The 21871-nt window shown below is 60.5% G+C and carries 15 protein-coding genes; 7 read left to right on the top strand and 8 right to left on the bottom strand.

Going from position 1 to position 21871, the window contains the following annotated elements; translation table 11 throughout:
* Window positions 1–145 precede the first annotated feature (145 nt).
* The 3 genes from HX812_RS03720 (at window position 146) to yjiA (ending at window position 3463) form a co-directional block, all read left to right on the top strand.
* Entirely contained in the window at window positions 146–2212 is a 2067-nt protein-coding gene (locus tag HX812_RS03720; RefSeq protein ID WP_038847612.1) for a carbon starvation CstA family protein, read from the top strand.
* Between the two features lie 15 nt (window positions 2213–2227).
* Window positions 2228–2425: a YbdD/YjiX family protein gene (locus tag HX812_RS03715; protein WP_033901562.1), complete on the top strand. Its 198-nt coding sequence runs from the start codon at window positions 2228–2230 to the stop codon at window positions 2423–2425.
* A 78-nt stretch (window positions 2426–2503) separates the two neighbouring features.
* A complete protein-coding gene (gene yjiA, locus HX812_RS03710) occupies window positions 2504–3463 on the top strand; it encodes a GTPase (protein WP_038847614.1) in 960 nt (319 codons plus the stop codon).
* Window positions 3464–3508: 45 nt separating this feature from the next.
* Here yjiA and glyA read toward each other — a convergent pair whose 3' ends face one another.
* The 3 genes from glyA to HX812_RS03695 form a co-directional block, all read right to left on the bottom strand.
* A complete protein-coding gene (gene glyA, locus HX812_RS03705; protein WP_038847616.1) occupies window positions 3509–4762 on the bottom strand; it encodes a serine hydroxymethyltransferase in 1254 nt (417 codons plus the stop codon).
* A 248-nt stretch (window positions 4763–5010) separates the two neighbouring features.
* A complete protein-coding gene (locus HX812_RS03700; protein ID WP_177128143.1) occupies window positions 5011–8862 on the bottom strand; it encodes a bifunctional diguanylate cyclase/phosphodiesterase in 3852 nt (1283 codons plus the stop codon).
* Between the two features lie 116 nt (window positions 8863–8978).
* A complete protein-coding gene (locus tag HX812_RS03695) occupies window positions 8979–9590 on the bottom strand; it encodes a LysE family translocator (RefSeq protein WP_038847620.1) in 612 nt (203 codons plus the stop codon).
* A 159-nt stretch (window positions 9591–9749) separates the two neighbouring features.
* Between HX812_RS03695 and ettA the strand changes: the two genes are divergently transcribed.
* Both ettA and gdhA read left to right on the top strand, forming a co-directional pair.
* Complete coding sequence (ettA, locus tag HX812_RS03690; RefSeq protein ID WP_033901566.1) at window positions 9750–11414, top strand: energy-dependent translational throttle protein EttA; 1665 nt, start codon at window positions 9750–9752, stop codon at window positions 11412–11414.
* Between the two features lie 246 nt (window positions 11415–11660).
* Complete coding sequence (gdhA, locus tag HX812_RS03685) at window positions 11661–12998, top strand: NADP-specific glutamate dehydrogenase (RefSeq protein WP_038847622.1); 1338 nt, start codon at window positions 11661–11663, stop codon at window positions 12996–12998.
* Here the strand turns inward: gdhA and HX812_RS03680 are convergent.
* The 4 genes from HX812_RS03680 to HX812_RS03665 all read right to left on the bottom strand — a co-directional run bounded on the left by HX812_RS03680 (window position 12995) and on the right by HX812_RS03665 (window position 16584).
* Window positions 12995–13483, bottom strand: a complete 489-nt coding sequence (locus HX812_RS03680) for a GreA/GreB family elongation factor (protein ID WP_038847624.1) — start codon at window positions 13481–13483, stop codon at window positions 12995–12997. The genes gdhA and HX812_RS03680 overlap by 4 nt on opposite strands.
* Before the next feature lie 70 nt (window positions 13484–13553).
* Window positions 13554–13910, bottom strand: a complete 357-nt coding sequence (locus tag HX812_RS03675; protein ID WP_038847626.1) for a hypothetical protein — start codon at window positions 13908–13910, stop codon at window positions 13554–13556.
* 238 nt (window positions 13911–14148) lie between these two features.
* Window positions 14149–16002 (bottom strand): DUF4105 domain-containing protein, encoded by a 1854-nt coding sequence (locus tag HX812_RS03670; RefSeq protein ID WP_038847628.1) that lies wholly within the window; start codon window positions 16000–16002, stop codon window positions 14149–14151.
* Window positions 16003–16095: 93 nt separating this feature from the next.
* Entirely contained in the window at window positions 16096–16584 is a 489-nt protein-coding gene (locus tag HX812_RS03665; protein ID WP_015885974.1) for a DUF3015 domain-containing protein, read from the bottom strand.
* Window positions 16585–16851: 267 nt separating this feature from the next.
* On the opposite strand from HX812_RS03665, the gene HX812_RS03660 reads away from it, so the two are divergent.
* Both HX812_RS03660 and HX812_RS03655 read left to right on the top strand, forming a co-directional pair.
* Window positions 16852–19290: a Lon protease family protein gene (locus tag HX812_RS03660; RefSeq protein ID WP_010206665.1), complete on the top strand. Its 2439-nt coding sequence runs from the start codon at window positions 16852–16854 to the stop codon at window positions 19288–19290.
* Between the two features lie 342 nt (window positions 19291–19632).
* Complete coding sequence (locus HX812_RS03655) at window positions 19633–19941, top strand: hypothetical protein (protein ID WP_033901571.1); 309 nt, start codon at window positions 19633–19635, stop codon at window positions 19939–19941.
* Between the two features lie 3 nt (window positions 19942–19944).
* Here the strand turns inward: HX812_RS03655 and HX812_RS03650 are convergent, their stop codons facing one another.
* Window positions 19945–21768: a hypothetical protein gene (locus HX812_RS03650; protein WP_080642400.1), complete on the bottom strand. Its 1824-nt coding sequence runs from the start codon at window positions 21766–21768 to the stop codon at window positions 19945–19947.
* Between the last annotated feature and the right edge of the window lie 103 nt (window positions 21769–21871).

Below are 21871 nucleotides of genomic sequence, written 5' to 3'. Positions count from 1 at the left end.
TAGCCCTGCGCCATCATTGGTCCGGTATTTCTGCTTTTTTTGTGCGCAGGAGGCTCTAGACCAACGTAGGGGGGTGGCCTTTGAGGCCAACAGCGCTAAACTCGGGATGGCTGTCCTTTCTGTCCACCCTGGCTGGAATATAAAAATGAAAAATAATAATAGCCTGCTACGCCACCTACCCTGGCTGGTGCTGGCAATCGTAGGAGCGTGCGCCCTGGGCGTAGTGGCTTTGCGCCGCGGCGAGGCGATCAACGCCTTGTGGATTGTGGTCGCTGCTGTGGCCATCTACCTGGTTGCGTACCGTTACTACAGTCTGTTCATCGCTAACAACGTGATGCAACTCGATCCACGGCGGGCCACCCCCGCAGTGCTCAATAATGACGGTCTGGACTATGTGCCGACCAACAAACACATCCTGTTCGGTCACCACTTTGCGGCGATTGCCGGTGCAGGCCCGCTGGTCGGCCCGGTGCTGGCGGCGCAAATGGGCTACCTACCCGGCACGCTCTGGCTGATTGCCGGCGTGGTGCTGGCCGGTGCGGTGCAGGACTTCATGGTCCTGTTCCTGTCCACCCGTCGCAACGGCCGTTCCCTGGGGGACATGGTTCGCGAAGAGATGGGCCGTATCCCAGGGACCATCGCGCTGTTCGGCTGCTTCCTGATCATGATCATCATCCTTGCGGTGCTGGCGCTGATCGTGGTCAAGGCCCTGGCCGAGAGCCCATGGGGCATCTTCACGGTGATGGCGACCATCCCGATTGCGATGTTCATGGGCATCTACATGCGCTACATCCGCCCGGGCCGCATTGGTGAAATCTCGATCATCGGCGTGCTGTTGCTGCTCGGTTCGATCTGGCTGGGCGGGCAGATTGCCGCTGACCCGGTCTGGGCCAAGGCCTTCACCTTCACCGGCATTCAAATTACCTGGATGCTGATCGGCTACGGTTTCGTCGCTGCAGTGTTGCCGGTGTGGCTGATCCTGGCGCCGCGTGACTACCTCTCCACCTTCCTGAAAATCGGCACCATCATCGCCCTGGCGATCGGCATTCTGGTCACCATGCCCGACCTGAAAATGCCGGCATTGACCCAGTTCATCGACGGCACCGGCCCGGTGTGGAAGGGCGGCCTGTTCCCGTTCCTGTTCATCACCATTGCCTGTGGCGCGGTCTCGGGTTTCCACGCGCTGATCTCCTCGGGCACCACGCCCAAGTTGCTGGATAACGAAACCAACGCCCGCTACATCGGTTACGGCGGCATGTTGATGGAATCGTTCGTCGCCATCATGGCCATGGTTGCCGCTTCGGTGATCGAGCCTGGCGTGTACTTCGCCATGAACAGCCCGGCCGCCGTGGTGGGCAGTGATGTGGTGACTGTGGCGCAAACTGTCAGCAGCTGGGGCTTTGCCATTACCCCGGAAGCACTGACGGCCGTCGCCCATGACATTGGTGAAACCACCATCCTGGCGCGTGCCGGCGGTGCACCGACCCTGGCGGTCGGTATCGCGCAGATCCTGCACAGTGTGCTGCCGGGTGAAAACACCATGGCGTTCTGGTACCACTTTGCGATCCTGTTCGAAGCGCTGTTCATCCTCACGGCCGTGGACGCGGGCACCCGTGCCGGTCGCTTCATGCTGCAAGACCTGCTGGGTTCCTTCGTGCCGGCGCTGAAACGCACCGAGTCCTGGACCGCCAACCTGATCGCGACCGCCGGTTGCGTGGCGATGTGGGGTTACCTGCTGTACCAAGGCGTGATCGACCCACTGGGCGGCATCAACACCTTGTGGCCGCTGTTCGGTATCTCCAACCAGATGCTGGCAGGTATCGCACTGATGCTGGCTACCGTTGTGCTGATCAAAATGAAACGCCAACGCTACATCTGGGTGACCATGCTGCCGGCTGTCTGGCTGCTGATCTGCACCACCACTGCGGGCTTCATCAAGCTGTTCGACGCCAACCCGGCGATCGGCTTCCTGTCGCTGGCGAAGAAGTACAGTGATGCATTGGCCAATGGTCAGATCCTCGCCCCGGCGAAGAACATCGACCAGATGCAGCACGTGATCTGGAACGCCTACACCAACGCAACGCTGACGGCGCTGTTCCTGTTCGTGGTGTTCAGCATCCTGTTCTATGCGCTCAAGGTCGGCGTCGCCGCCTGGGGCAACAAAGAACGTACGGATAAAGAAGCCCCGTTCCAGGCTGTTCCGGACGCGTAATCGAGGATTGCAACCATGTTCAATGACATCAATCGCCTCGGTAAATACCTCGGTCAGGCCGCGCGCCTGATGGTCGGCATGCCCGACTACGATACGTACGTCGAGCATATGCAAACCAAACACCCGGACAAGCCGATGATGGACTACAAGGCGTTCTTCCGGGAACGCCAGGAAGCCCGTTACGGCGGCAAGGGTGGGCCCAAGTGCTGTTGACCTGCTAGGCAGGCCCCTGTGGGAGCCCATACCAATGGGCTCCCATTTTTATTTCTGTTTATTGAAGGAGAACTGCTTTTGTCCTCTCCCATTCCGGTCACCGTCCTCAGCGGCTTCCTCGGCGCCGGCAAGACCACCTTGCTGCGCCACCTGCTCAAGGCCGAGCACGGCCTGAAGATCGCCGTGATCGAAAACGAATTCAGTGACGCCGGTATCGACACCCAGCTATTGGGCGCCGAGCCGGTGCAAGTCATGACCCTGTCCAACGGCTGCGTGTGTTGCACCATCCACACCGACCTGACCAAAGCCCTGTACCTGCTGCTGGAGCGCCTGGACAGCGGCGAAATCACGTTCGACCGCCTGGTGATCGAGTGCACCGGCCTGGCCGACCCGGCCCCAGTGGCCCAAACCTTTTTCATCGACGAGGAACTGCGCGAGCGCTATATCCTCGACGGCATCATCACCCTGGTGGACGCCGCCCACGCCGAGCACCACCTGACCCAGACCATCGCCCAGGCCCAGATCGGCTTTGCCGACCGCCTGCTGGTGAGCAAGCGCGACCTAGTGGATGACGCCAGCTTCGATGCGCTGAGCGAGCGTTTGACCCGCATCAACCGCCGTGCGCCGATTCGTGTGGTGGACCACGGCAACATTGATCTTGCCGAGCTGCTCGACGTACGCGGCTTCAACCTCAACGCTGGCATGAGCCTGCGCCCGGTGAGTGCTGCGCCGTCCATCGACCGTATCTCCAGCCTGGTGTTGCGCACCGACCAGCCGCTGGATATCGACCGGCTGAGCGAGTTCATGAACGAACTGCTCGAAGACCACGGCAAGCAACTGTTGCGCTACAAGGGCGTGCTGAACATTGCCGGTGAAGACCGGCGCATGGTCTTCCAGGGCGTGCTCAAACTCTACGGCTTTGATTGGGACACGGAGTGGGAAGAGGGCGAAGCGCGGGAGAGTGTGATTGTGTTTATTGCCGATGAATTGCCGGAAGACAAGATTCGCGAAGGTTTCCAGCGCGTCTATCAGGCATAAAAAAGCCCGGCTCATGAGCCGGGCTTTTCATTCAAGCAACTGCCATCAAGCGCCGTACACCGGCAGCTTTTTGCAGATGGCCTTGACCTTCTCACGCACCGCGTCGATCACGGCTTCGTTGGAAAGATCTGCCAGGATGTCGCAGATCCAGCCAGCCAGTTCCTTGCACTCTGCTTCCTTGAAGCCGCGAGTGGTCACTGCCGGAGTACCGAAGCGCAGGCCGGAGGTGACGAACGGCGAACGTGGGTCGTTCGGCACGGAGTTCTTGTTCACGGTGATGAAGGCTTTGCCCAGGGCAGCGTCAGCATCTTTACCGGAAATGTCCTGCTTGATCAGCGACAGCAGGAACAGGTGGTTTTCAGTACCACCGGAGACTACGTCGAAGCCACGCTCGATGAACACGCTGGCCATGGTCTGGGCATTCTTGACCACTTGTTGCTGGTAGGTCTTGAACTCAGGCTGCAGGGCTTCCTTGAAGCAGATCGCTTTGGCGGCGATCACGTGCTCCAGCGGGCCGCCTTGGGCGCCTGGGAAGACAGCGGAATTCAGTTTCTTCTCGATGTCGGCGTTGGCGCGAGCCAGGATCAGGCCGCCACGTGGACCGCGCAGGGTCTTGTGGGTCGTGGTGGTCACGACGTCAGCGTAAGGCACCGGGTTCGGGTAGACGCCAGCGGCGACCAGACCGGCCACGTGGGCCATGTCGACGAACAGGTAAGCGCCGACTTTGTCCGCGATAGCGCGGAAACGTGGGAAGTCCAGGATCTGCGAGTAGGCAGAGAAACCGGCCACGATCATTTTTGGCTTGTGCTCGACCGCCAGGCGCTCGACTTCGTCGTAGTCGATCAGGCCGTTGGCATCGATACCGTATTGAACGGCGTTGTACAGTTTGCCGGAGGAGGAAACGCTGGCGCCGTGGGTCAGGTGACCGCCGTGGGCCAGGCTCATGCCCAGGATGGTGTCGCCGCCTTGCAGCAGGGCCAGGTAGACGGCGCTGTTGGCTTGGGAGCCGGCGTGCGGCTGGACGTTGGCGTAATCGGCGCCGAACAGTTCTTTGGCACGGTCGATAGCCAGCTGTTCAACCACGTCGACGTACTCGCAACCGCCGTAGTAGCGCTTGCCTGGGTAACCTTCGGCGTACTTGTTGGTCAAGACCGAACCTTGAGCCTCCATCACCGCTGGGCTGGTGTAGTTTTCCGAAGCGATCAGCTCAATGTGCTCTTCCTGGCGCACGGCTTCTTGCTCCATGGCGGCGAAGAGATCGGCGTCGTACTTGGCAATAGTCAAATCACGGCTGAACATGGCGGTCCTCAAGGATCGGGGGCAGAAAAGGAGGGCATTCTAACTCAATGGGTTTTAGATGGCATATGAAAGGACATCATGTCGCGGATAAGCGGGGCTCATCTGGGGATAAGCGGTGCTTGTTGTAGCTGTTGTGGCGAGGGAGCTTGGTCCCGCTGGACTGCGCAGCAGTCCCAAAAAAGAGGGGCCGCTTCGCGCCCCAGCGGGAGCAAGCTCCCTCGCCACAGGGAAGTCAGCCCACTAGAGGATCAATCGAACATGAACAGCGCATCATTGCTGAACTGCGCCTCGAACCGATTCGCCGGCATCGGCCGCCCGAACAGGTAGCCTTGCACTTCATCGCAACCATGCTCACGCAGGAAGTCCAGCTGCTCATGGGTTTCCACACCCTCGGCGATCACCGCCAGGTTCAGGCTGTGGGCCATGGCGATAATGGCGCGGGCGATCTGGGCGTCTTGCTCGCCTGACGGCAGGCCATCAACGAAGGTGCGGTCGATTTTCAGCACGTCGATCGGGAATTGCTTGAGGTAGTTGAGCGACGAATAACCGGTACCGAAGTCGTCAACCGCAATACTCAGGCCCAGGTTTTTCAGGCTGTCGAGGATTTGCATGGCCTCGTTGACCTCACGCATCAGGATACTTTCGGTCAACTCCAGCTCCAGGCACGCCGGCGGCAGGCCAGTGTCCTTGAGGATGGTGGCGATACGGGTGCCCAACTGGCCGTCGGAGAACTGCCGCGCCGAGATGTTCACCGAGACTTTCGGCACGCGCACCTTGTTCTGGTGCCAGGTCTTGAGCTGGCGACAGGCTTCGCTGATCACCCAATCGCCCACGTCCACCACCAGGCCCAATTCCTCCAGCACCGGGATGAAATCCCCCGGCGGCACCAGGCCGCGACGTGGGTGACGCCAGCGCAGCAGGGCTTCGGCGCCGGTCAGGCGTTTGCCGTCGCCGCTGAACTGCGGTTGGTAATAGAGTACGAATTCATTCTGGTCCAGGGCGTGGCGCAGGTCGCTTTCCAACTCCAGGCGTTCCAGGGCGCTGGCGTTCATGTCGGCCTGGTAGAACTGGAAGTTGTTCTTGCCGCGTTCCTTGGCGTGATACATCGCGGTGTCGGCGTTTTTCATCAACTGGCTCAGCTCGTTGCCGTCCTGAGGGCTCAGGGCGATGCCGATACTGGCGGTGACAAAAAACTCGCGGCCCTCCAGTACAAAGGGTTTCACCAGGCTGGCGAGGATCTGCTCGGCCACATGAATCGCGCGGTTCAGCGCCAATTCACGGTTGACCCTGGGTTGCAGGAGCAAGGTGAACTCGTCGCCGCCCATGCGCGCCACGGTGTCGTCTTCGGCCACGCAACCCAGCAGGCGCGTGGCCATTTCCTTGAGCATGCGGTCGCCGGCGGCGTGGCCCAGGGAATCGTTGATCGGTTTGAAACGGTCGAGGTCGAGGAACATCAGCACCACCCACGACTTCTGCCGTTCGGCCGACTGCAACGCGGTGTGCAGGCGATCCTGGAACAGCGTGCGGTTGGGCAGGTGGGTCAGGGCGTCGTAGTAGGCCAGGCGGTGGATGCGCTGCTCGCTGGCCTTGCGCTCGCTGATGTCACTGAAGAAACACACATAGCTGGCCAAGTCGCCTTCATCGTCGAACACGGCGGTAATGCCCACCCACGCCGGGTAATGCTCGCCGTTGCGGCGCTTGAGCCACACTTCGCCTTCCCAGGTGCTGTGCTGGTGCAGTTGCTTGAGCACGTAGCGCAGGTGGGCTTCCTGCTGTTCGTCGACGGTGAGCATGTTCGGCAACTGGTCGAGCACATCGCTGACCGCATAGCCGCTGACCCGGCTGAACGCCTCGTTGGCCTGCACGATATAGCCGGCAGGGTCAGTGATCAGGATCGCCGAGGTCGAGTGTTCGAATACCGTGGCCGCCATGCGCAGGTCTTTCTCGGCGCGGCGTTGCTGGCTGATGTCGCGGCCCACGCCAAGGATGCCCTCGAACGCGCCGTGTTCGTCCCACACCAGCACCAGGCGCAGCTCGATCGGCACTTTGCGACCGTCTGCGCGCAAGCAGTCGAACAGGAACAGTTGAGTCTGGATCTCATCACGCAGCCGGTTCAGCGCCTCAGGATCGCCCAGCGAGCGGCTGACCTGTTCCACCAGGCTGTAAATGCCGGTCAGTTGCTGCGGGTTGGCGATGATCGACTGCCAGCCGTTCTTGAACACCCAGTCCACGTCATAACCCAGCACGGCGTTGACCGAAGGGCTGATGTAGTTGAGGGCCAACTGGCTGTCGGTGGAGCAGATCACGTCGCTGATGCTTTCGGCCAGCATGCGGTAGCGCTGTTCGCTGTCACGCAGGGATTCGCTGGCCTCGATCTGGTCGGTGATGTCCTTGGCCACGCCGATGATACGGGTGATCTGCGCCGTCTTGTCGCGGGCCAGGGCCTGCTCGCGGATATCAAAGCGCCGCCATTGGTTATTGCGGTGACGGAAGCGCAGTTGGCATTGCAATTGGGTGGTGTAGCCGATCTGGCGCTGCTGCTGGCGCAGGTCGTGGTAATGCTCGGCGTCTTCGGGGTGCAGCAGGATTTCCCAGAAGTACTCGCCCATTTGCTGCAGTTCGGCCTTGTTGTAGCCGAGGGTGTGGCCCAGGTGATGGTTGCTGAAGATCATGCGCTGGCTGATCACGTCCTGCACATACAGGTGGTCGGGGACGGTGCGTACCACGTCGGACCAGAAGCTCTCGCGCTCCACCAGTGACAACTCGATCAACTTGCGGCTGGTGATATCGCTGATGCTGAGGATCACTGCCTTGAAATCGTCCTGCTGTTCCGGCAGACGCATTACCAGCCACAGGTATTGCTCGTTGCCGGCCACGTCCTTGAGCTGGATTTCCAGTTCCAACTGGTTCTGCTGGGTCAGCACCGCCTCAAGAATCTGGTAGCCGATGGACGTGGCATTGCGCGGGCAGTCATCGATCAGGCGCTCCCAGGCTTCTTCGCAGGAACCCACATTCAGCAAGCGCACCGCCACCTGGTTGACCTCGGTGATGCGCAGTTCCTTGAGCAGTTGCTGGCGCTCGTTAGGGTTGTCCTGCAGCCAGGCGTGCAGTTGCTCGCGGGTCTCCAGCCGGGTCTTGTCGAAGAAGGCATTCAGGCCCGACAGGTCGAGCACGCACAAGGCCACGCCGGTGCCTTCGAAAATGTCCTGGTAGCGCCGGCGGCCTTCATGCACCTGGCGCTGGCGGCGACGCATGTTCAACAGCACGATCACTGGGATCAGCGAGAACGCCAGGCCCAGCAGGCATTTACCGATGAACGCCGGCAGCAGTTGTTCCAGCACCGCCGTCCGGTCGAACAGCCCGCGCAGTTGCCAGTCGCTTTTGCTCAGGGGCGTGACCAGTACGCTTTTATTCAGCTCGTCCGGCGTCAACGCAGACGCCCACTGCGCGGGCATGCCGCTGTCCCGGCTGACAACGCGGTGGTTGACGCGATTCTCGATGACCCACAGCGGGCGCTGGCCCTGGCCGTCCTGGCGGGTGAGGTTGCTCAGGTAATTGGGGGCCAGGCGCAGCGCCCAATACATCCGCGAGCCGCCGCTGGGTTGGTGCAGCAACAGATAGATAATCGTGCCGTCGTTGCTGTTGCTCAGGTAATAGGATTGGGCGTGGCTGCGTTGCACCAGTTCTGCCAGCCAGGCAGCGTCCTGGCTGTCGGTGGCGCTGTCACTGATCATCGCGCCGCTGGGGGCGAGCAGGGCGACACTGCGAAGCTCCGGCAGCGAGCGTTGCAAGGTGCGCATCAGGGCCTGTTGCTGTTCGCTGTCACGCGGTGGCTCGACCATCGGCAGCAGGTTCAGGGCGATTTTTGCGCTGAGGGCCATGTTCAGGCTGATCTGTTCAGCCAGGTCGGCACTGTAGTCGATGGTGTATTGCTGCTGGTTTTTCTGGTTTTGCTGGAGCTGGTCGAGCAACTGCCAGAACAATAACGCGAGCAGCATAAGGACGAGCGTCGCCAATGCGCCTTTGAGGGTGCCGTGCAGGGGCGCTCCCGGCGCTATATGAGCGGCGCGCAGGGGAGTTGGCGGCGTGACTTTGGACAAGCTGTGATCCTGCGGTTTGGCTGGACTGGCGCGCGACGTGCACTATAAGCCGGACGCCCGGAGGGCGGCTAGCATGCCTTGAGTTGTGGCAAAGTGCCAGCCCCGCCTGGCGGGTGCTAAAGAGCCTTGCCGGCGTGGATCAGGCTGTCCGCCAGCCGCGTCAGGATCGCCAGCGTGAACAGGCTGATAACCACAGAGGCCGTGCGGTTGATGGCGTGCGGCGTCAACCACGCATACCCGCCGCGTTTGATACGGGCCCCCAGCAGCACCCAGGCACAGCCCACCGGTATCACCACGGCGGTGAACTGCGCGACGAAATGCACGTACAGGTTTAACTCTGCGAACGTCTGCATCGGGACGATAAACGACACGATCAGTAATCCCTTGGGGTTGATCAGCGTGAGCAAAAAGAAGCTAAGCGTGGAGACTCGCGCCTCGGGCTCGGTGTGGAGTGTTTCGTCGGGATGGCACCACAAGAGGTAGCAAGTCCTGATCAAATAACAGACCGAAGCAAACTGCACGAGCTTCAGGCCCCAGGGCGCGTTGTCGCCGATATGGCTGAGCAGGTAGCCCCAAAACGAGATCTGCGTGAGGTAGGCCAGGCATTCCAGCAGGCTCAGCGGCCAGGCGCTCCGGAATCCCACGAGTAACCCCGAACGCAGCAGCAGCGTGTTGGTAGGCCCCGGCATTAATAGCAGTAGCCCGAGTGCGGATAGGACGCCAAGCATGAAGGGTGTCTCCTGGAACCCCTGAGGGTTTTGGCCGGCTAATCTAACAGATAGGCTTCGATACGCTCGGTCACTTAGGTTAACCTTGAGGATTCGCAACACTATGTACAGCGCCATGACGCTACGTAGGCCTGTTCTTACTTTTATGAGGTCCACATTTTGGCTCAATACGTCTTCACCATGCATCGGCTGGGCAAAGTTGTCCCTCCGAAGCGGGAAATCCTGAAAAACATTTCGCTGTCCTTCTTCCCAGGCGCCAAGATCGGCGTGCTCGGCCTGAACGGTTCGGGTAAATCCACCCTGTTGAAAATCATGGCCGGCGTCGACACCGAGTTCGAAGGCGAAGCCCGCCCGATGCCTGACCTGAACATCGGCTACCTGCCGCAAGAGCCGATCCTGGACCCGACCAAGACCGTGCGTGAAGTGGTGGAAGAAGCCGTCAGCGTGATCAAGAACGCCCAGGCGCGCCTGGACGAGGTCTACGCGGCGTACGCTGAAGAAGATGCCGACTTCGACAAACTGGCCGCCGAACAGGCCAAGCTCGAAGCCATCCTGCAAGCCAGCGATGGTCACAACCTGGAGCGCCAGCTGGAAGTCGCCGCCGATGCACTGCGCCTGCCGGCGTGGGACGCCAAGGTCGAACACCTGTCCGGTGGTGAAAAACGTCGTGTGGCCCTGTGCCGCCTGCTGCTGTCGGCCCCCGACATGCTGCTGCTCGACGAACCTACCAACCACTTGGACGCCGATTCTGTCGCCTGGCTGGAACACTTCCTACACGACTTCCCAGGCACCGTGGTCGCGATCACGCACGACCGGTACTTCCTGGACAACGTGGCCGGCTGGATCCTCGAGCTCGACCGTGGCGCCGGTATCCCTTACGAGGGCAACTACTCCGGTTGGCTGGAAGCCAAGTCCGACCGTCTGGCCGCCGAATCCAAGCAGCAATCGGCCCATGAAAAGGCCATGAAAGAAGAACTGGAGTGGGTGCGCAAAGGCGCCAAGGCCCGCCAGTCCAAATCCAAGGCACGTCTGCAACGCTTTGAAGAAATGCAATCCCAGGAATTCCAGAAGCGTTCGGAAACCAACGAGATCTACATCCCGGCCGGCCCGCGCCTGGGTGACAAGGTCATCGAGTTCAAGAACGTTTCCAAAGGCTATGGCGACCGCGTGCTGATCGACAACCTGTCGTTCTCCATGCCAAAAGGCGCGATCGTCGGCGTTATCGGTGGCAACGGTGCGGGTAAATCCACGCTGTTCCGCATGTTGATGGGCAAGGAAACCCCGGATTCGGGCACCATCGAAGTCGGCGAAACCGTGCAACTTGCTTGCGTTGATCAGAGCCGTGAAGACCTGGATGGCAGCAAGACTGTGTTCCAGCAGATTTCCGACGGTTCCGACCAGATCCGCATTGGCAACTATGAAATCCCGTCGCGTACCTACGTCGGTCGTTTCAACTTCAAGGGCGGCGACCAGCAGAAGTTCGTCAAGGACCTGTCCGGTGGTGAGCGCGGTCGCTTGCACCTGGCCCTGACCCTGAAAGAGGGCGGCAACGTCCTGCTGCTCGACGAACCGTCCAACGACCTCGACGTTGAAACCCTGCGTTCCCTGGAAGAAGCCCTGCTGGACTTCCCGGGCGCCGCCATTGTGATCTCTCACGATCGGTGGTTCCTTGACCGCGTCGCGACCCACATCCTGGCGTACGAAGACGACTCGCAAGCGGTGTTCTTCGAAGGTAACTACACCGAGTACGAAGCGGACCGTAAAAAGCGCTTGGGCGACGCTGCTGCCCAGCCGCACCGTGTGCGTCACAAAAAACTGGCCTGATTCGTGTTGGTGGTTTGAAAGAGCGGAGCCTTCGGGCTCCGCTTTTTTTGCCTGGAATTTGATGGTGCGCGCGGTTCGGGCTTGCTCCCTGAAAAGGTGCATAAAAGCCCCTGAAACTGGATACAGTTATATAAAACGCACCATTTAAATTCACAAAGGCGACATTTTGCCCTGTCGCAGTGCGGAATGAATTGATAAAGTCCGGCTCAATCTCCGTTAACAACTAAAAATTTGCCGAGACTTTTCATGATCGAATCCGTCGAATCCTTCCTTGCCCGCCTCAAGAAACGCGACCCCGACCAGCCGGAATTCCACCAAGCTGTGGAAGAAGTCCTACGCAGCCTGTGGCCGTTTCTTGAAGCCAACCCCCACTACCTGACCTCGGGCATCCTGGAGCGCATCTGCGAGCCGGAACGCGCGATTACCTTCCGGGTGTCGTGGGTGGATGATCATGGCAAGGTCCAGGTCAATCGCGGTTTCCGCATCCAGATGAACAGCGCCATTGGCCCTTACAAAGGCGGCCTGCGCTTCCATCCATCGGTGAACCTGGGCGTGTTGAAGTTCCTCGCCTTCGAGCAGACCTTCAAGAACTCCCTGACCTCGCTGCCCATGGGCGGCGGCAAAGGCGGCTCGGACTTCGACCCCAAGGGCAAGAGCGACGCTGAAGTCATGCGCTTCTGCCAGGCCTTTATGAGCGAGCTGTATCGCCACATCGGCGCGGACGTGGACGTGCCGGCCGGCGATATCGGCGTCGGCGCCCGTGAAATCGGCTTTATGTTTGGCCAGTACAAGCGCCTGAGCAACCAGTTCACCTCCGTGCTGACCGGCAAGGGCATGACCTACGGCGGCAGCCTGATCCGCCCTGAAGCCACCGGTTTCGGCTGCGTGTACTTCGCCGAGGAAATGCTCAAGCGCAACGGCCAGAAGGTTGAAGGCAAGCGCGTGGCGGTGTCGGGTTCGGGCAACGTGGCGCAATACGCGGCGCGCAAGGTCATGGACCTGGGCGGCAAGGTGATTTCCCTGTCCGACTCCGAAGGCACCCTTTACGCCGAAAGCGGTTTGACCGAAGAGCAATGGTCGGCCCTGCTGGAACTGAAAAACGTCCAGCGCGGCCGCATCAGCGAACTGGCCGAGCGTTTCGGCCTGGAGTTCCGCAAAGGCCAGACTCCATGGGAACTGGCTTGCGACATCGCGTTGCCCTGCGCCACCCAGAACGAACTGGATGCCGACGCCGCCCGCGCTTTGCTGCGCAATGGCTGCATCTGCGTGGCCGAAGGCGCCAACATGCCGACCACGCTCGAGGCTGTGGATATCTTTATCGAGGCGGGCACCCTGTTCGCGCCGGGTAAAGCTTCTAACGCTGGCGGCGTGGCCGTAAGTGGCCTGGAAATGTCGCAGAACGCCATGCGCCTGCTGTGGACCGCCGGTGAAGTGGACAGCAAGCTGCATAACATCATGCAATCGATCCACCATGCGTGCGTGCACTACGGCGAAGAAAACGGCCGGATCAACTACGTGAAAGGCGCGAACATCGCCGGCTTCGTCAAAGTCGCCGACGCGATGCTGGCCCAAGGCATCGTCTAAGCCTCGGGTTCGATCCGCAGCACTTCGATCAACTGATCGCCGACGGGGCGCTGCCACAGCACCTCGTCACCCACCTGGGCGCCCAGCAAGGCGCGGCCCAGGGGCGAACCCCAGTTGATCAAGCCTGCGCCCGCATCGGCCTGGTCTTCACCGACCAACTGGATGCGTTGTTGTTCGTCCTGCTCATTGGCGAAGGTCACCCAACTGCCGATCTGCACCTTGTTGGTGGAGGTGGCCGGCGCGACCACCTGGGCGCTTTGCACCCGCTGGTTGAAGTAGCGCAGATCCCGCTCAAGGTCCGCCTGACGCTGTTTATCGCCCTTGGCAGATTCGAGACTGTATTCGTGCTGCAACTGCGCAACCTTGGCCTGCAATTGCGCCAAACCTTGCGCAGTCAGGCGATTGGGCTGCTCGCTCACCTGACGTTCCACTGGCTGATCAGCCTGGGCGGCAGCGTTGTCCTCGTTTACAAAAGCTCGGCTCATGACGTTCTCCCTCTCTGGAGTTTGGGCCATGGTCGCCGCGCTTTAGTTTCGCTGGATGTCTGGAAATGACCTATTGCGAACGATAGGCCCTGGCGGCGTCGCGGTTTTTCTCCTGCTGCCAGGCGCGCTCGCGGTCATCCCAGTGGTTGTCCTTGTAGTCACGCAACTCTTCGTTCTCGCGCATGGCCTTGCACTGACGGAAACCGTCCTCCCAGCCTTCGGAGTATTCACGGTCCTTCAGATAACGCGGCACATTCTTGCGAAACTCCCCGCTGATCACCCCAGCGGCCTGGCGACCGCTGCTGCAACCGTCATCAAAACCATCGGCAAACGCCGGTGGATAACCCTTGGCCAGCAACTCCTGATGGGTGGATTGGCAACCGGCCAACCACGCTACTGCACACAGCATTACCGCATACCGCCACATGGCGTACTCCCTGGCCGTTTCACGGCTGATGGGGAGAAGTCTAGATAGAGAATTGTCGGGGAGGTGTGAAAGGGAGGTGAGAAGGGTGTTGGGCTGCGGTGAGTGTCTCAATAGACGCGCGCCAAGTGTGGGAGGGGGCTTGCCCCCGATGGCAGTGTGTCAGTTAGTACATCTGATTCTGACACTCCGCTATCGGGAGCAAGCCCCCTCCCACATTTTGATCTCGGCCAGGTTTTAGTTAGTAGTGATACCACTTCACCTCAAGCATCACTTCATTCACCGGCGTCGACAAGTGGCTGTACTCACGCTGTGCGCTCAGGCGCAGTCCCAGGTTGCGCGATAATTCCCACTGCTGATTCAGGCTGATGCTACGGCGCACTTCGCCATTGGTGAAGAAATCACCCTTGGCTTCCAGGCTCAGGTTACCCAGCGGGTTTTTCCACAGTACGCCGGTGTTGAACCCGGCCGCGGGGGAGATGGCTTCGTTGAAGTCATTGTTGTGCTCCACGCGCACGGTGCCGAGGGCGAAGCCGAGCATGTCGTCGCTCAGTTGCCAAGTGCCGCCGGCGCCGCCGTTGACGTGGGCGACCAGGGTTTCGTCGTCGTGTTTGCCCGGTACGCGTTCCAGGCCGCCGGTAACTTGCCATGACCATGGTTGCAACAAGGCGTTGCGTGGGGTCAGGGAGCGGATGGTGGCCAGGTCCAGTTGCTGCAGTTGCCAGTGGTTGCCTTCGTACTGGCGCAGTTTCATCTGCAGGATTTCGATCTGTGCGCCCAGGGGGAAACCTTCGGCGTTGTCGTTGAGGTCGTGGTAGGCCATGCGCAGGCCGTATTCACCGAAGGCCTTGTCGCCACGGGTGCCGATACCGGCTTGCCAAGTGCGTGATTCATGGCCGTTTTCCGGCAGGCCGGGTGGAGTGATCTTGAGGTCGGGCGCCGGGTTCTGGTTGATCGCGCGTAGCAGTTCAAAGCTGCGCTGGGAGCGGGCGGTGTCGCGTTCCAGACCATTGGCGCGGTAGCGGCCGAGGCGGTAGGCGGCGTCGATGATCAGGGCCTGGCGATCTTTAGCGATGGCCTTGAAGGCGGGGTCCTGCAATTGCTTCTGGTCGTCGCTGACCTTCAATACCCATTGCTGCTCGTCGCTGTCCAGCGGCTTGGCGCGCTCCAGCAGCTCGCGCTCACGGGAGGGGCGGTAATCGATCCTCTCTACCAGACCTGCGTCTTTCACGGCCTTTACGGTGTCGGTCGGGATGGCGGTGAGCGGAAATTGTTCGGTCAGGCGCAGGCCGGGACGCGCCACTTGCAGCAGTTCCAGCAAGCGATAGGAGCAGTTTTCGTCAAAGAAGAAGTAGTCGAACTGGATCTGCTTTAGCTCCCACACGTGCTCGACCATGCGCTCAGTCTCGACTTGCGTGAGGTTGAGGCGGTATTCCCACAGGTCGCGGTTCTCAAGGCTGCGGTACTCCGACAGCTTTTCTTGGTAAGGCACCAGGGCGAACAGGCCTGGATAACCGCCCATCAGGCCTTTCCAGGCGTAAAGAATGCTGTTGTCGGAGCCTTCGATGTAGGCGCCGAAGTTGATCGCATAGCTGAGCAGGGCAGTGTTGTTGCTTTGCACGTCGGCCTGGTCTATGCGCAGCAACGTGTGGCCGAACATCGACGACGGGCTGTTGAGGTAGGCCGCCGGGAAGATCATCACCGCGCTATGGGGGGCGACGTCCTTGAACCATTGCTTGAATTCTGTGCAGTCCACGGCAGGCAGGTCAGTGAGGTGCAACTGATCCTTGAGCCAGCGGGTCCGAGCGGGGTAAACGCATTGGGCGTGTTTTTCACCCAGGCTGGCCGGTGCGTAGAGCGCATCAACGGTGGCCTTGAGTTCGGCGTCCGGGTGGTGGGCGCCATCGGGTGCGAGGAAGAACTTTTTGTCGCTGACGTAACTGCGCCAGCCACTGATCTTGCCGGCTTCGTAATGGCCCAGCGAAAGCCAGAACGGATCATTGGCCAATTGCTGCAAACGTTGATCATCAAGGTGCGGGGCCGCGTACAGCGGGGCGCAGGCGAAGAGTGCCATCCAGGCAAAGCGTTTGAGCATAGGGGCAACTTAAGTCGGATATAAAAAAGACCCAAAGGGGAGGCGGGTCCAAAAAATAGTGCCCGCGCCTGGGTAGGCGCGGGTCGGTCGAGCTTAAGCCTGGGTTGCGTATTTCGCCAGACGGGCATCGCTTTTCAGTACGGCAATGGTGTTGTTGTGCACGTCGTCAGCGGTCACGTCAGCCTTGCTGAAGATCTGCTGGAAGTGCTCGTGGGTCACGGCCGCGAAGTGCTCGCGATCTTCCGGTGCCACACCCAGTACCACGGCGTAGGTGGTCAGCGCTTCGCCGTTACCCTTGGCCATGTCTTCGGACAGCTCGTTCATCATGCCATTCATGGCAATCCAGGACTTGCCGCCGTAGGTCAGGGCGCTGTTGGTGCTGCAACCGTTGGTGCCCGAGGTCATGCCGAAGGTGGCGTTACCCGACGTACCGTTGGTGGTGGAAGCCAGGAAGTGAGCTGGCGTGCCGCGCTGGCCTTCGAACAACATGTTGCCCCAACCGCAGTTCGGGCCACCTGGTGCTTCTGCCATTGCATTGAGGGAGACGACGGTGAAGAGAGTACCGAGAAGGATCCGTTTCATAGCTTTGTTCTCTTTGTGTGCAAACCAATGGACAAGGGTTCAGGCGCGTCGCAGCGCCCTAGGGGCCAGTTATTAGTCCAACCCGCGCAGTTTGGAGTTTAGGCACGTTCCAAGGGTTCCGTGCATTTTTATAAAACAATCAGCGTTGTCGCGATTTTTTTGTAGGACGCATCCCCTGTCTATGCTTTCCCGAAAGCGCGCCTTGCCATGGTGCGTAACCGGGAGCCAGAATGCCGTTATCTGCCCCGCCTGATGTAAGGAAGCCCGATGCCTGATCCTGTTGCTGCCAGCTTGCGTCTAGCGCCCGAAGCGCTGACTCGCCCTTTCTCCGCTGAACAGTTCAGCTTCTCGACCACCAATGATTTGGAGCCCTTTCGCGGTGTGCTTGGCCAGGAACGTGCGGTTGAAGCCTTGCAGTTCGGTGTGGCCATGCCACGCCCCGGTTACAACGTGTTTGTCATGGGCGAGCCGGGTACCGGCCGCTTTTCGTTCGTCAAGCGCTACCTGAAAGCCGAAGGCAAGCGCCTGCAGACCCCGGCGGATTGGGTCTATGTGAATAATTTCGATGAGCCTCGCGAACCCCGTGCCCTGGAATTACCGGGCGGCGCTGCGGCGGCGTTCATCAACGACATCAACGGTTTGGTCGACAACCTCGTCGCCACCTTTCCGGCGGTCTTCGAACACCCGACGTATCAACAGCGCAAAAGCGCCATCGACCGCGCCTTCAACCAGCGCTACGACAAGGCCTTGGACGTGATCGAACGCCTGGCCCTGGAAAAGGACGTGGCGCTCTACCGTGACAGCACCAACATCGCCTTCACGCCGATGCTCGACGGCAAGGCGCTGGACGAGGCTGAGTTCTCGCAGTTGCCGGAAGCCGATCGCGAGCGTTTCCACACCGACATTTCCGAGCTGGAAGAGCGCCTCAACGAAGAACTGGCCAGCCTGCCGCAGTGGAAGCGTGAGTCGAACAACCAACTGCGTCAGTTCAACGAAGAAACCATTACCCTGGCGCTGCAGCCGTTGCTTGCACCGCTGTCGGAAAAGTACGCAGAAAACGCCGCTGTCTGCGGTTACCTGCAAGCCATGCAGGTGTACCTGCTCAAGACCGTGGTCGAGCAATTGGTGGACGACGCCAAGACCGACGCCCAGGCGCGCAAGCTGCTGGAAGAACAGTACTGCCCAAGCCTGGTGGTGGGCCATCCGGTCAACGGTGGCGCCCCGGTGGTGTTTGAACCGCACCCGACCTACGACAACCTGTTCGGCCGCATCGAATACAGCACCGACCAGGGCGCGCTCTACACCACTTATCGCCAGCTGCGTCCGGGCGCGCTGCACCGTGCCAACGGCGGTTTCCTGATCCTGGAAGCCGAAAAAATGCTCAGCGAGCCGTTTGTGTGGGACGCGCTCAAGCGTTCCCTGCAGTCGCGCAAACTGAAGATGGAATCACCGCTGGGCGAACTGGGCCGCCTGGCCACCGTGACCCTCAACCCGCAGATGATCCCGTTGCAGGTCAAGGTGATCATCATCGGTTCGCGTCAGCTGTACTACGCGTTGCAGGACGCCGATCCGGATTTCCAGGAGATGTTCCGCGTATTGGTGGACTTCGACGAAGACATCCCGATGGTCGACGAAAGCCTGGAGCAGTTTGCCCAGTTGCTCAAAACCCGCACCTCGGAAGAAGGCATGGCGCCGCTGACGTCGGATGCGGTGGCGCGGTTGGCCACTTACAGCGCGCGGCTGGCAGAGCATCAGGGCCGTTTGTCGGCGCGTATTGGTGATTTGTTCCAGCTGGTCAGCGAGGCGGATTTCATTCGCCACCTGGCGGGCGACGAGATGACCGATGCCGGCCATATCGAGCGCGCCCTCAAGGCCAAGGCGACGCGCACTGGGCGCGTGTCGGCGCGGATTCTCGACGACATGCTCGCCGGGGTCATCCTCATCGACACGGCCGGTGCGGCGGTGGGCAAGTGCAACGGGCTGACGGTGCTGGAAGTCGGTGACTCGGCCTTTGGCGTACCGGCGCGGATTTCCGCCACGGTGTATCCGGGCGGCAGCGGTATTGTCGACATCGAGCGTGAGGTCAACCTCGGCCAGCCGATCCACTCCAAGGGCGTGATGATCCTCACCGGTTACCTGGGCAGCCGCTATGCCCAGGAATTCCCGCTGGCGATCTCGGCGAGTATCGCGCTGGAGCAATCCTACGGCTATGTGGACGGCGACAGTGCGTCCCTGGGCGAGGCGTGCACCTTGATCTCGGCGTTGTCGAAAACGCCGCTCAAGCAGTGCTTTGCCATCACCGGCTCGATCAACCAGTTTGGTGAAGTGCAGGCGGTGGGCGGGGTCAACGAGAAGATCGAAGGTTTCTTCCGCCTGTGTGAAGCGCGCGGTTTGACCGGCGAGCAGGGGGCGATCATTCCCCAGGCCAACGTTGCCACGTTGATGCTCGATGAGAAGGTGTTGCAGGCCGTGCGCGCCGGGCAGTTCCACATCTATGCCGTGCGCCAGGCCGACGAAGCGCTGAGCCTGCTGGTGGGCGAGGATGCGGGTGAGCCGGATGCCGAGGGGCAATTCCCGGAAGGCACGGTGAACGCGCGCGTAGTCGAGCGGTTGCGCGCGATTGCCGAGATGATCAGCGAAGAGGATCTGAAGGAGGCGGAGAAGGAGCTGGCCCAGCAGGCGCTGGCCGAAGCCAAGCCGACTTGATGTGTAGTGAGCGGGCTTGCCNNGCGAAGCAGCCCCAAAACCAAACAATTCAATCTCACTGGCACACCGCAGCGGTCCTATTGGGGCTGCTGCGCAGCCCAACGCGGGGCAAGCCCGCTCACCACAACAAGCCCATAGCCACAAAAAGCCCGCTCACCACAATATGAGCAGAACCGTCACAAATTTGGCGCAGTTGAAGGGCCAACGCCCGTTGGTCTCTACAACCTTGGTTTGTCGTAGTTTTCTTCTATTCTGTGCTCAAGGGATATCCACAGGAGTCGCTGGATAGAAACAGCCTCGCCCAGGCGCAGGTTGAACACCGATCTACCGAGGGTCGCCGCCATGCCGCGCAACCTTTGCCTTACCCGCCAGTGCTTCGGCCTGGTCACCCGTATCGAATGTTCCATTCGCCCTCTTGCGGGGGATAACGGGATGTGGACGTTATTGTTTGCCGCCGGAATGACCGGTGAACAGCCTTCCACCATCAAGTCCCAAGGCCCGTTTCCAGGGCCCTTCGTGGCGGAAAATATGCTGGAGTCCATCGTCGACAGCCTGACGCAGCACGGCTACGAGACGGCGGCTGACCCGCAGATCTGGTGCCTGCACATGCAGGCCCATCTGCGAGCGCTGAACGGGAACACCCAGCACTGACCGCTATTTGCTCTCGGGCTTGTCCAGCTTGACCTCGAAGCCGTATTGCACGGTGCTCAGGTCGGTGCGCTGGTAGCTTTCCAGGGTGGTCGGCTGGCCGTAGAAGTAATGCACGTCAAACATCGCCGTACCGTATTCCTCGGCGCGGTGGCTGACGCCGAGGATTTCCTTGAGGTAATTGCCGCTGGCGTCCTTGGCGTAGAAGCGCCAGCTGTCGGCAGGGAAGGCCTTCTGGTCGACAATCAGCGCGTTGTCTTTGAGTTCGAGCCCTTTGGGCAGCTTGTTCGCGTCAATCTCGTTTTTATCGATGGTCGCCAGGAACAGCGGAATCGAGCCCACCACAAAGGCCGGGTTTTCCGGGAACAGGTTCAGGTCATAGGTCAGGGTGCCACGTGCCGGGTTCAGTTCGAAGGCCTCGGTCGGCAATTCGATCGGCTCGCCACGCTCGCCTTTTTCGTCGGCGGTGAAGAAGGTCACCGGTGATTCGCTGCTGTTGCGCTCGCTGCCCACCAGGTCGTCATTGAAGGTGAACGGGTGGTCGAACACGATGTGCGCCGCGCTGGCGTCCTCGACCGACTGGCTGATGGTCACGCTGTTTTTCAGCTGGTCTTCGGTCATGCTCGCGTCTTTGAGCCAACTGGCGGCGCTGTCGTCATACACGGTGACTGGCATCGGCAGGGCCTGTACGGTTTTCTGCAGGCTGTTCTTGTCGAAGCGCAACACCGGCAGGTCGAGGTCTTTGCGGGTGCGCGTGGCAGTGGAGAAATCCAGCACGTTGACCTGCAGGTTGTCGATCACACCATTGAAGTACACCTTGGCGTAATGGCTGCCCTGCTTGTGTTCGAAAGCTTTCTGTTCATCGGTCAGCTGTTTTTCGAACGCCTGCGACCAGGCCTTCTGCTTTTGCATCTCGGCCAGCTGTTTCTCGTAGAACGCGACTTGGGCGCTGCTTTCGTTGATCGAGCCCGAGCGCGTGAGAAATTGCCCGGTGGTGTCCCGCGCCTGCACCAGCAACGGATTAGGCGATTCGTCGCCCACTTCCGGCGCCAGTGGCTGGCTGTTGGTCAGCTCGATCTCGGCGTAGTTTTTTTCCAGCAAGACCAGATTGAGGGTGATGTTGCCTTCGGTGCGCTTGTGGCCCACGTCCTTTTTCGACAGGTCAAAGGTCAGCACCTTGCCCGGCGCGACCACTTCAACCGTGCCCTTGAGGCTGACAGGCTGAGGCTGGCTCTTGTTTTCCGTCTCGATGCCGTCGATGAACGGGTAGGTCACCGTCAGGTCATCGGGGTTGGTCAGGTTGGAACTGCTGGGGCTCAGTTGGATGCCCGGATCGGTTTCCGACCATTCCGGCTGGAAGGGGATGACCTTGTTGTTGCTCAGGGTCACCGACTGCCATTCCAGCCCGTGGGGGAAAGGGAATTGGTCGGGGACGTTGAAGTTGAAGGGGAAAACCGGCTGCAGGTCGGTCAGATAGTCGGAGTGGGAGGTCTTGCGCAGCACGAACAGGCCATTGATGTAGGTGTCCACCAGCGCCTGGGGCGTGGCGTAGTGCTTAAGCAGGGCCAGGGTGTCCTCGCCGTATTCGGCCTCGATGGGCTTGGTGGCGAGTTTGACCCGCGCCCGCTCCAGCAACAGCAGCGAACCGCCGAGGTCAGCGACGGCGTCGCGTAGCTTGGGGTCCTGGATGCTATCGAGGGATTGTTCGAACTTGGCGGTTTTCTCTTCGAGGGTGGTCTGCTTCTGCTCGTCGCTGGGGGAGCAGCCGCCAGTCAGCAGCAATGCCGCGCACAGGCCGATACTGGCCAAAGGGGATCGCACATCCATCATCTGAGTTTTTCCTGTCCGACGTCATCGAGCCGAGTTGTTATTGGGCTCGACACTAGCAGAAAAATTCTCTTACAGATGCCGCACAGGTCAGTTTTCCAGCGAT

It is taken from the genome of Pseudomonas sp. IPO3749, from assembly GCF_013386605.1.
Classification (GTDB): domain Bacteria; phylum Pseudomonadota; class Gammaproteobacteria; order Pseudomonadales; family Pseudomonadaceae; genus Aquipseudomonas; species Aquipseudomonas azotoformans_A.
The sequence above is the reverse complement of the archived record's forward strand: the minus strand, read 5'-3'. Positions and strand labels throughout refer to the sequence as shown.

Excerpts from the sequence above, each read along its gene's own strand:
- HX812_RS03665 (WP_015885974.1), bottom strand. The coding sequence starts at position 16,584 with ATGAAACGGATCCTTCTCGGTACTCTCTTCACCGTCGTCTCCCTCAAT.
- gdhA (WP_038847622.1), top strand. The coding sequence starts at position 11,661 with ATGATCGAATCCGTCGAATCCTTCCTTGCCCGCCTCAAGAAACGCGAC.
- HX812_RS03720 (WP_038847612.1), top strand. The coding sequence starts at position 146 with ATGAAAAATAATAATAGCCTGCTACGCCACCTACCCTGGCTGGTGCTG.
- HX812_RS03655 (WP_033901571.1), top strand. The coding sequence starts at position 19,633 with ATGCCGCGCAACCTTTGCCTTACCCGCCAGTGCTTCGGCCTGGTCACC.
- HX812_RS03695 (WP_038847620.1), bottom strand. The coding sequence starts at position 9,590 with ATGCTTGGCGTCCTATCCGCACTCGGGCTACTGCTATTAATGCCGGGG.
- HX812_RS03675 (WP_038847626.1), bottom strand. The coding sequence starts at position 13,910 with ATGTGGCGGTATGCGGTAATGCTGTGTGCAGTAGCGTGGTTGGCCGGT.
- HX812_RS03650 (WP_080642400.1), bottom strand. The coding sequence starts at position 21,768 with ATGATGGATGTGCGATCCCCTTTGGCCAGTATCGGCCTGTGCGCGGCA.
- glyA (WP_038847616.1), bottom strand. The coding sequence starts at position 4,762 with ATGTTCAGCCGTGATTTGACTATTGCCAAGTACGACGCCGATCTCTTC.
- HX812_RS03660 (WP_010206665.1), top strand. The coding sequence starts at position 16,852 with ATGCCTGATCCTGTTGCTGCCAGCTTGCGTCTAGCGCCCGAAGCGCTG.
- HX812_RS03680 (WP_038847624.1), bottom strand. The coding sequence starts at position 13,483 with ATGAGCCGAGCTTTTGTAAACGAGGACAACGCTGCCGCCCAGGCTGAT.
- HX812_RS03670 (WP_038847628.1), bottom strand. The coding sequence starts at position 16,002 with ATGCTCAAACGCTTTGCCTGGATGGCACTCTTCGCCTGCGCCCCGCTG.
- HX812_RS03715 (WP_033901562.1), top strand. The coding sequence starts at position 2,228 with ATGTTCAATGACATCAATCGCCTCGGTAAATACCTCGGTCAGGCCGCG.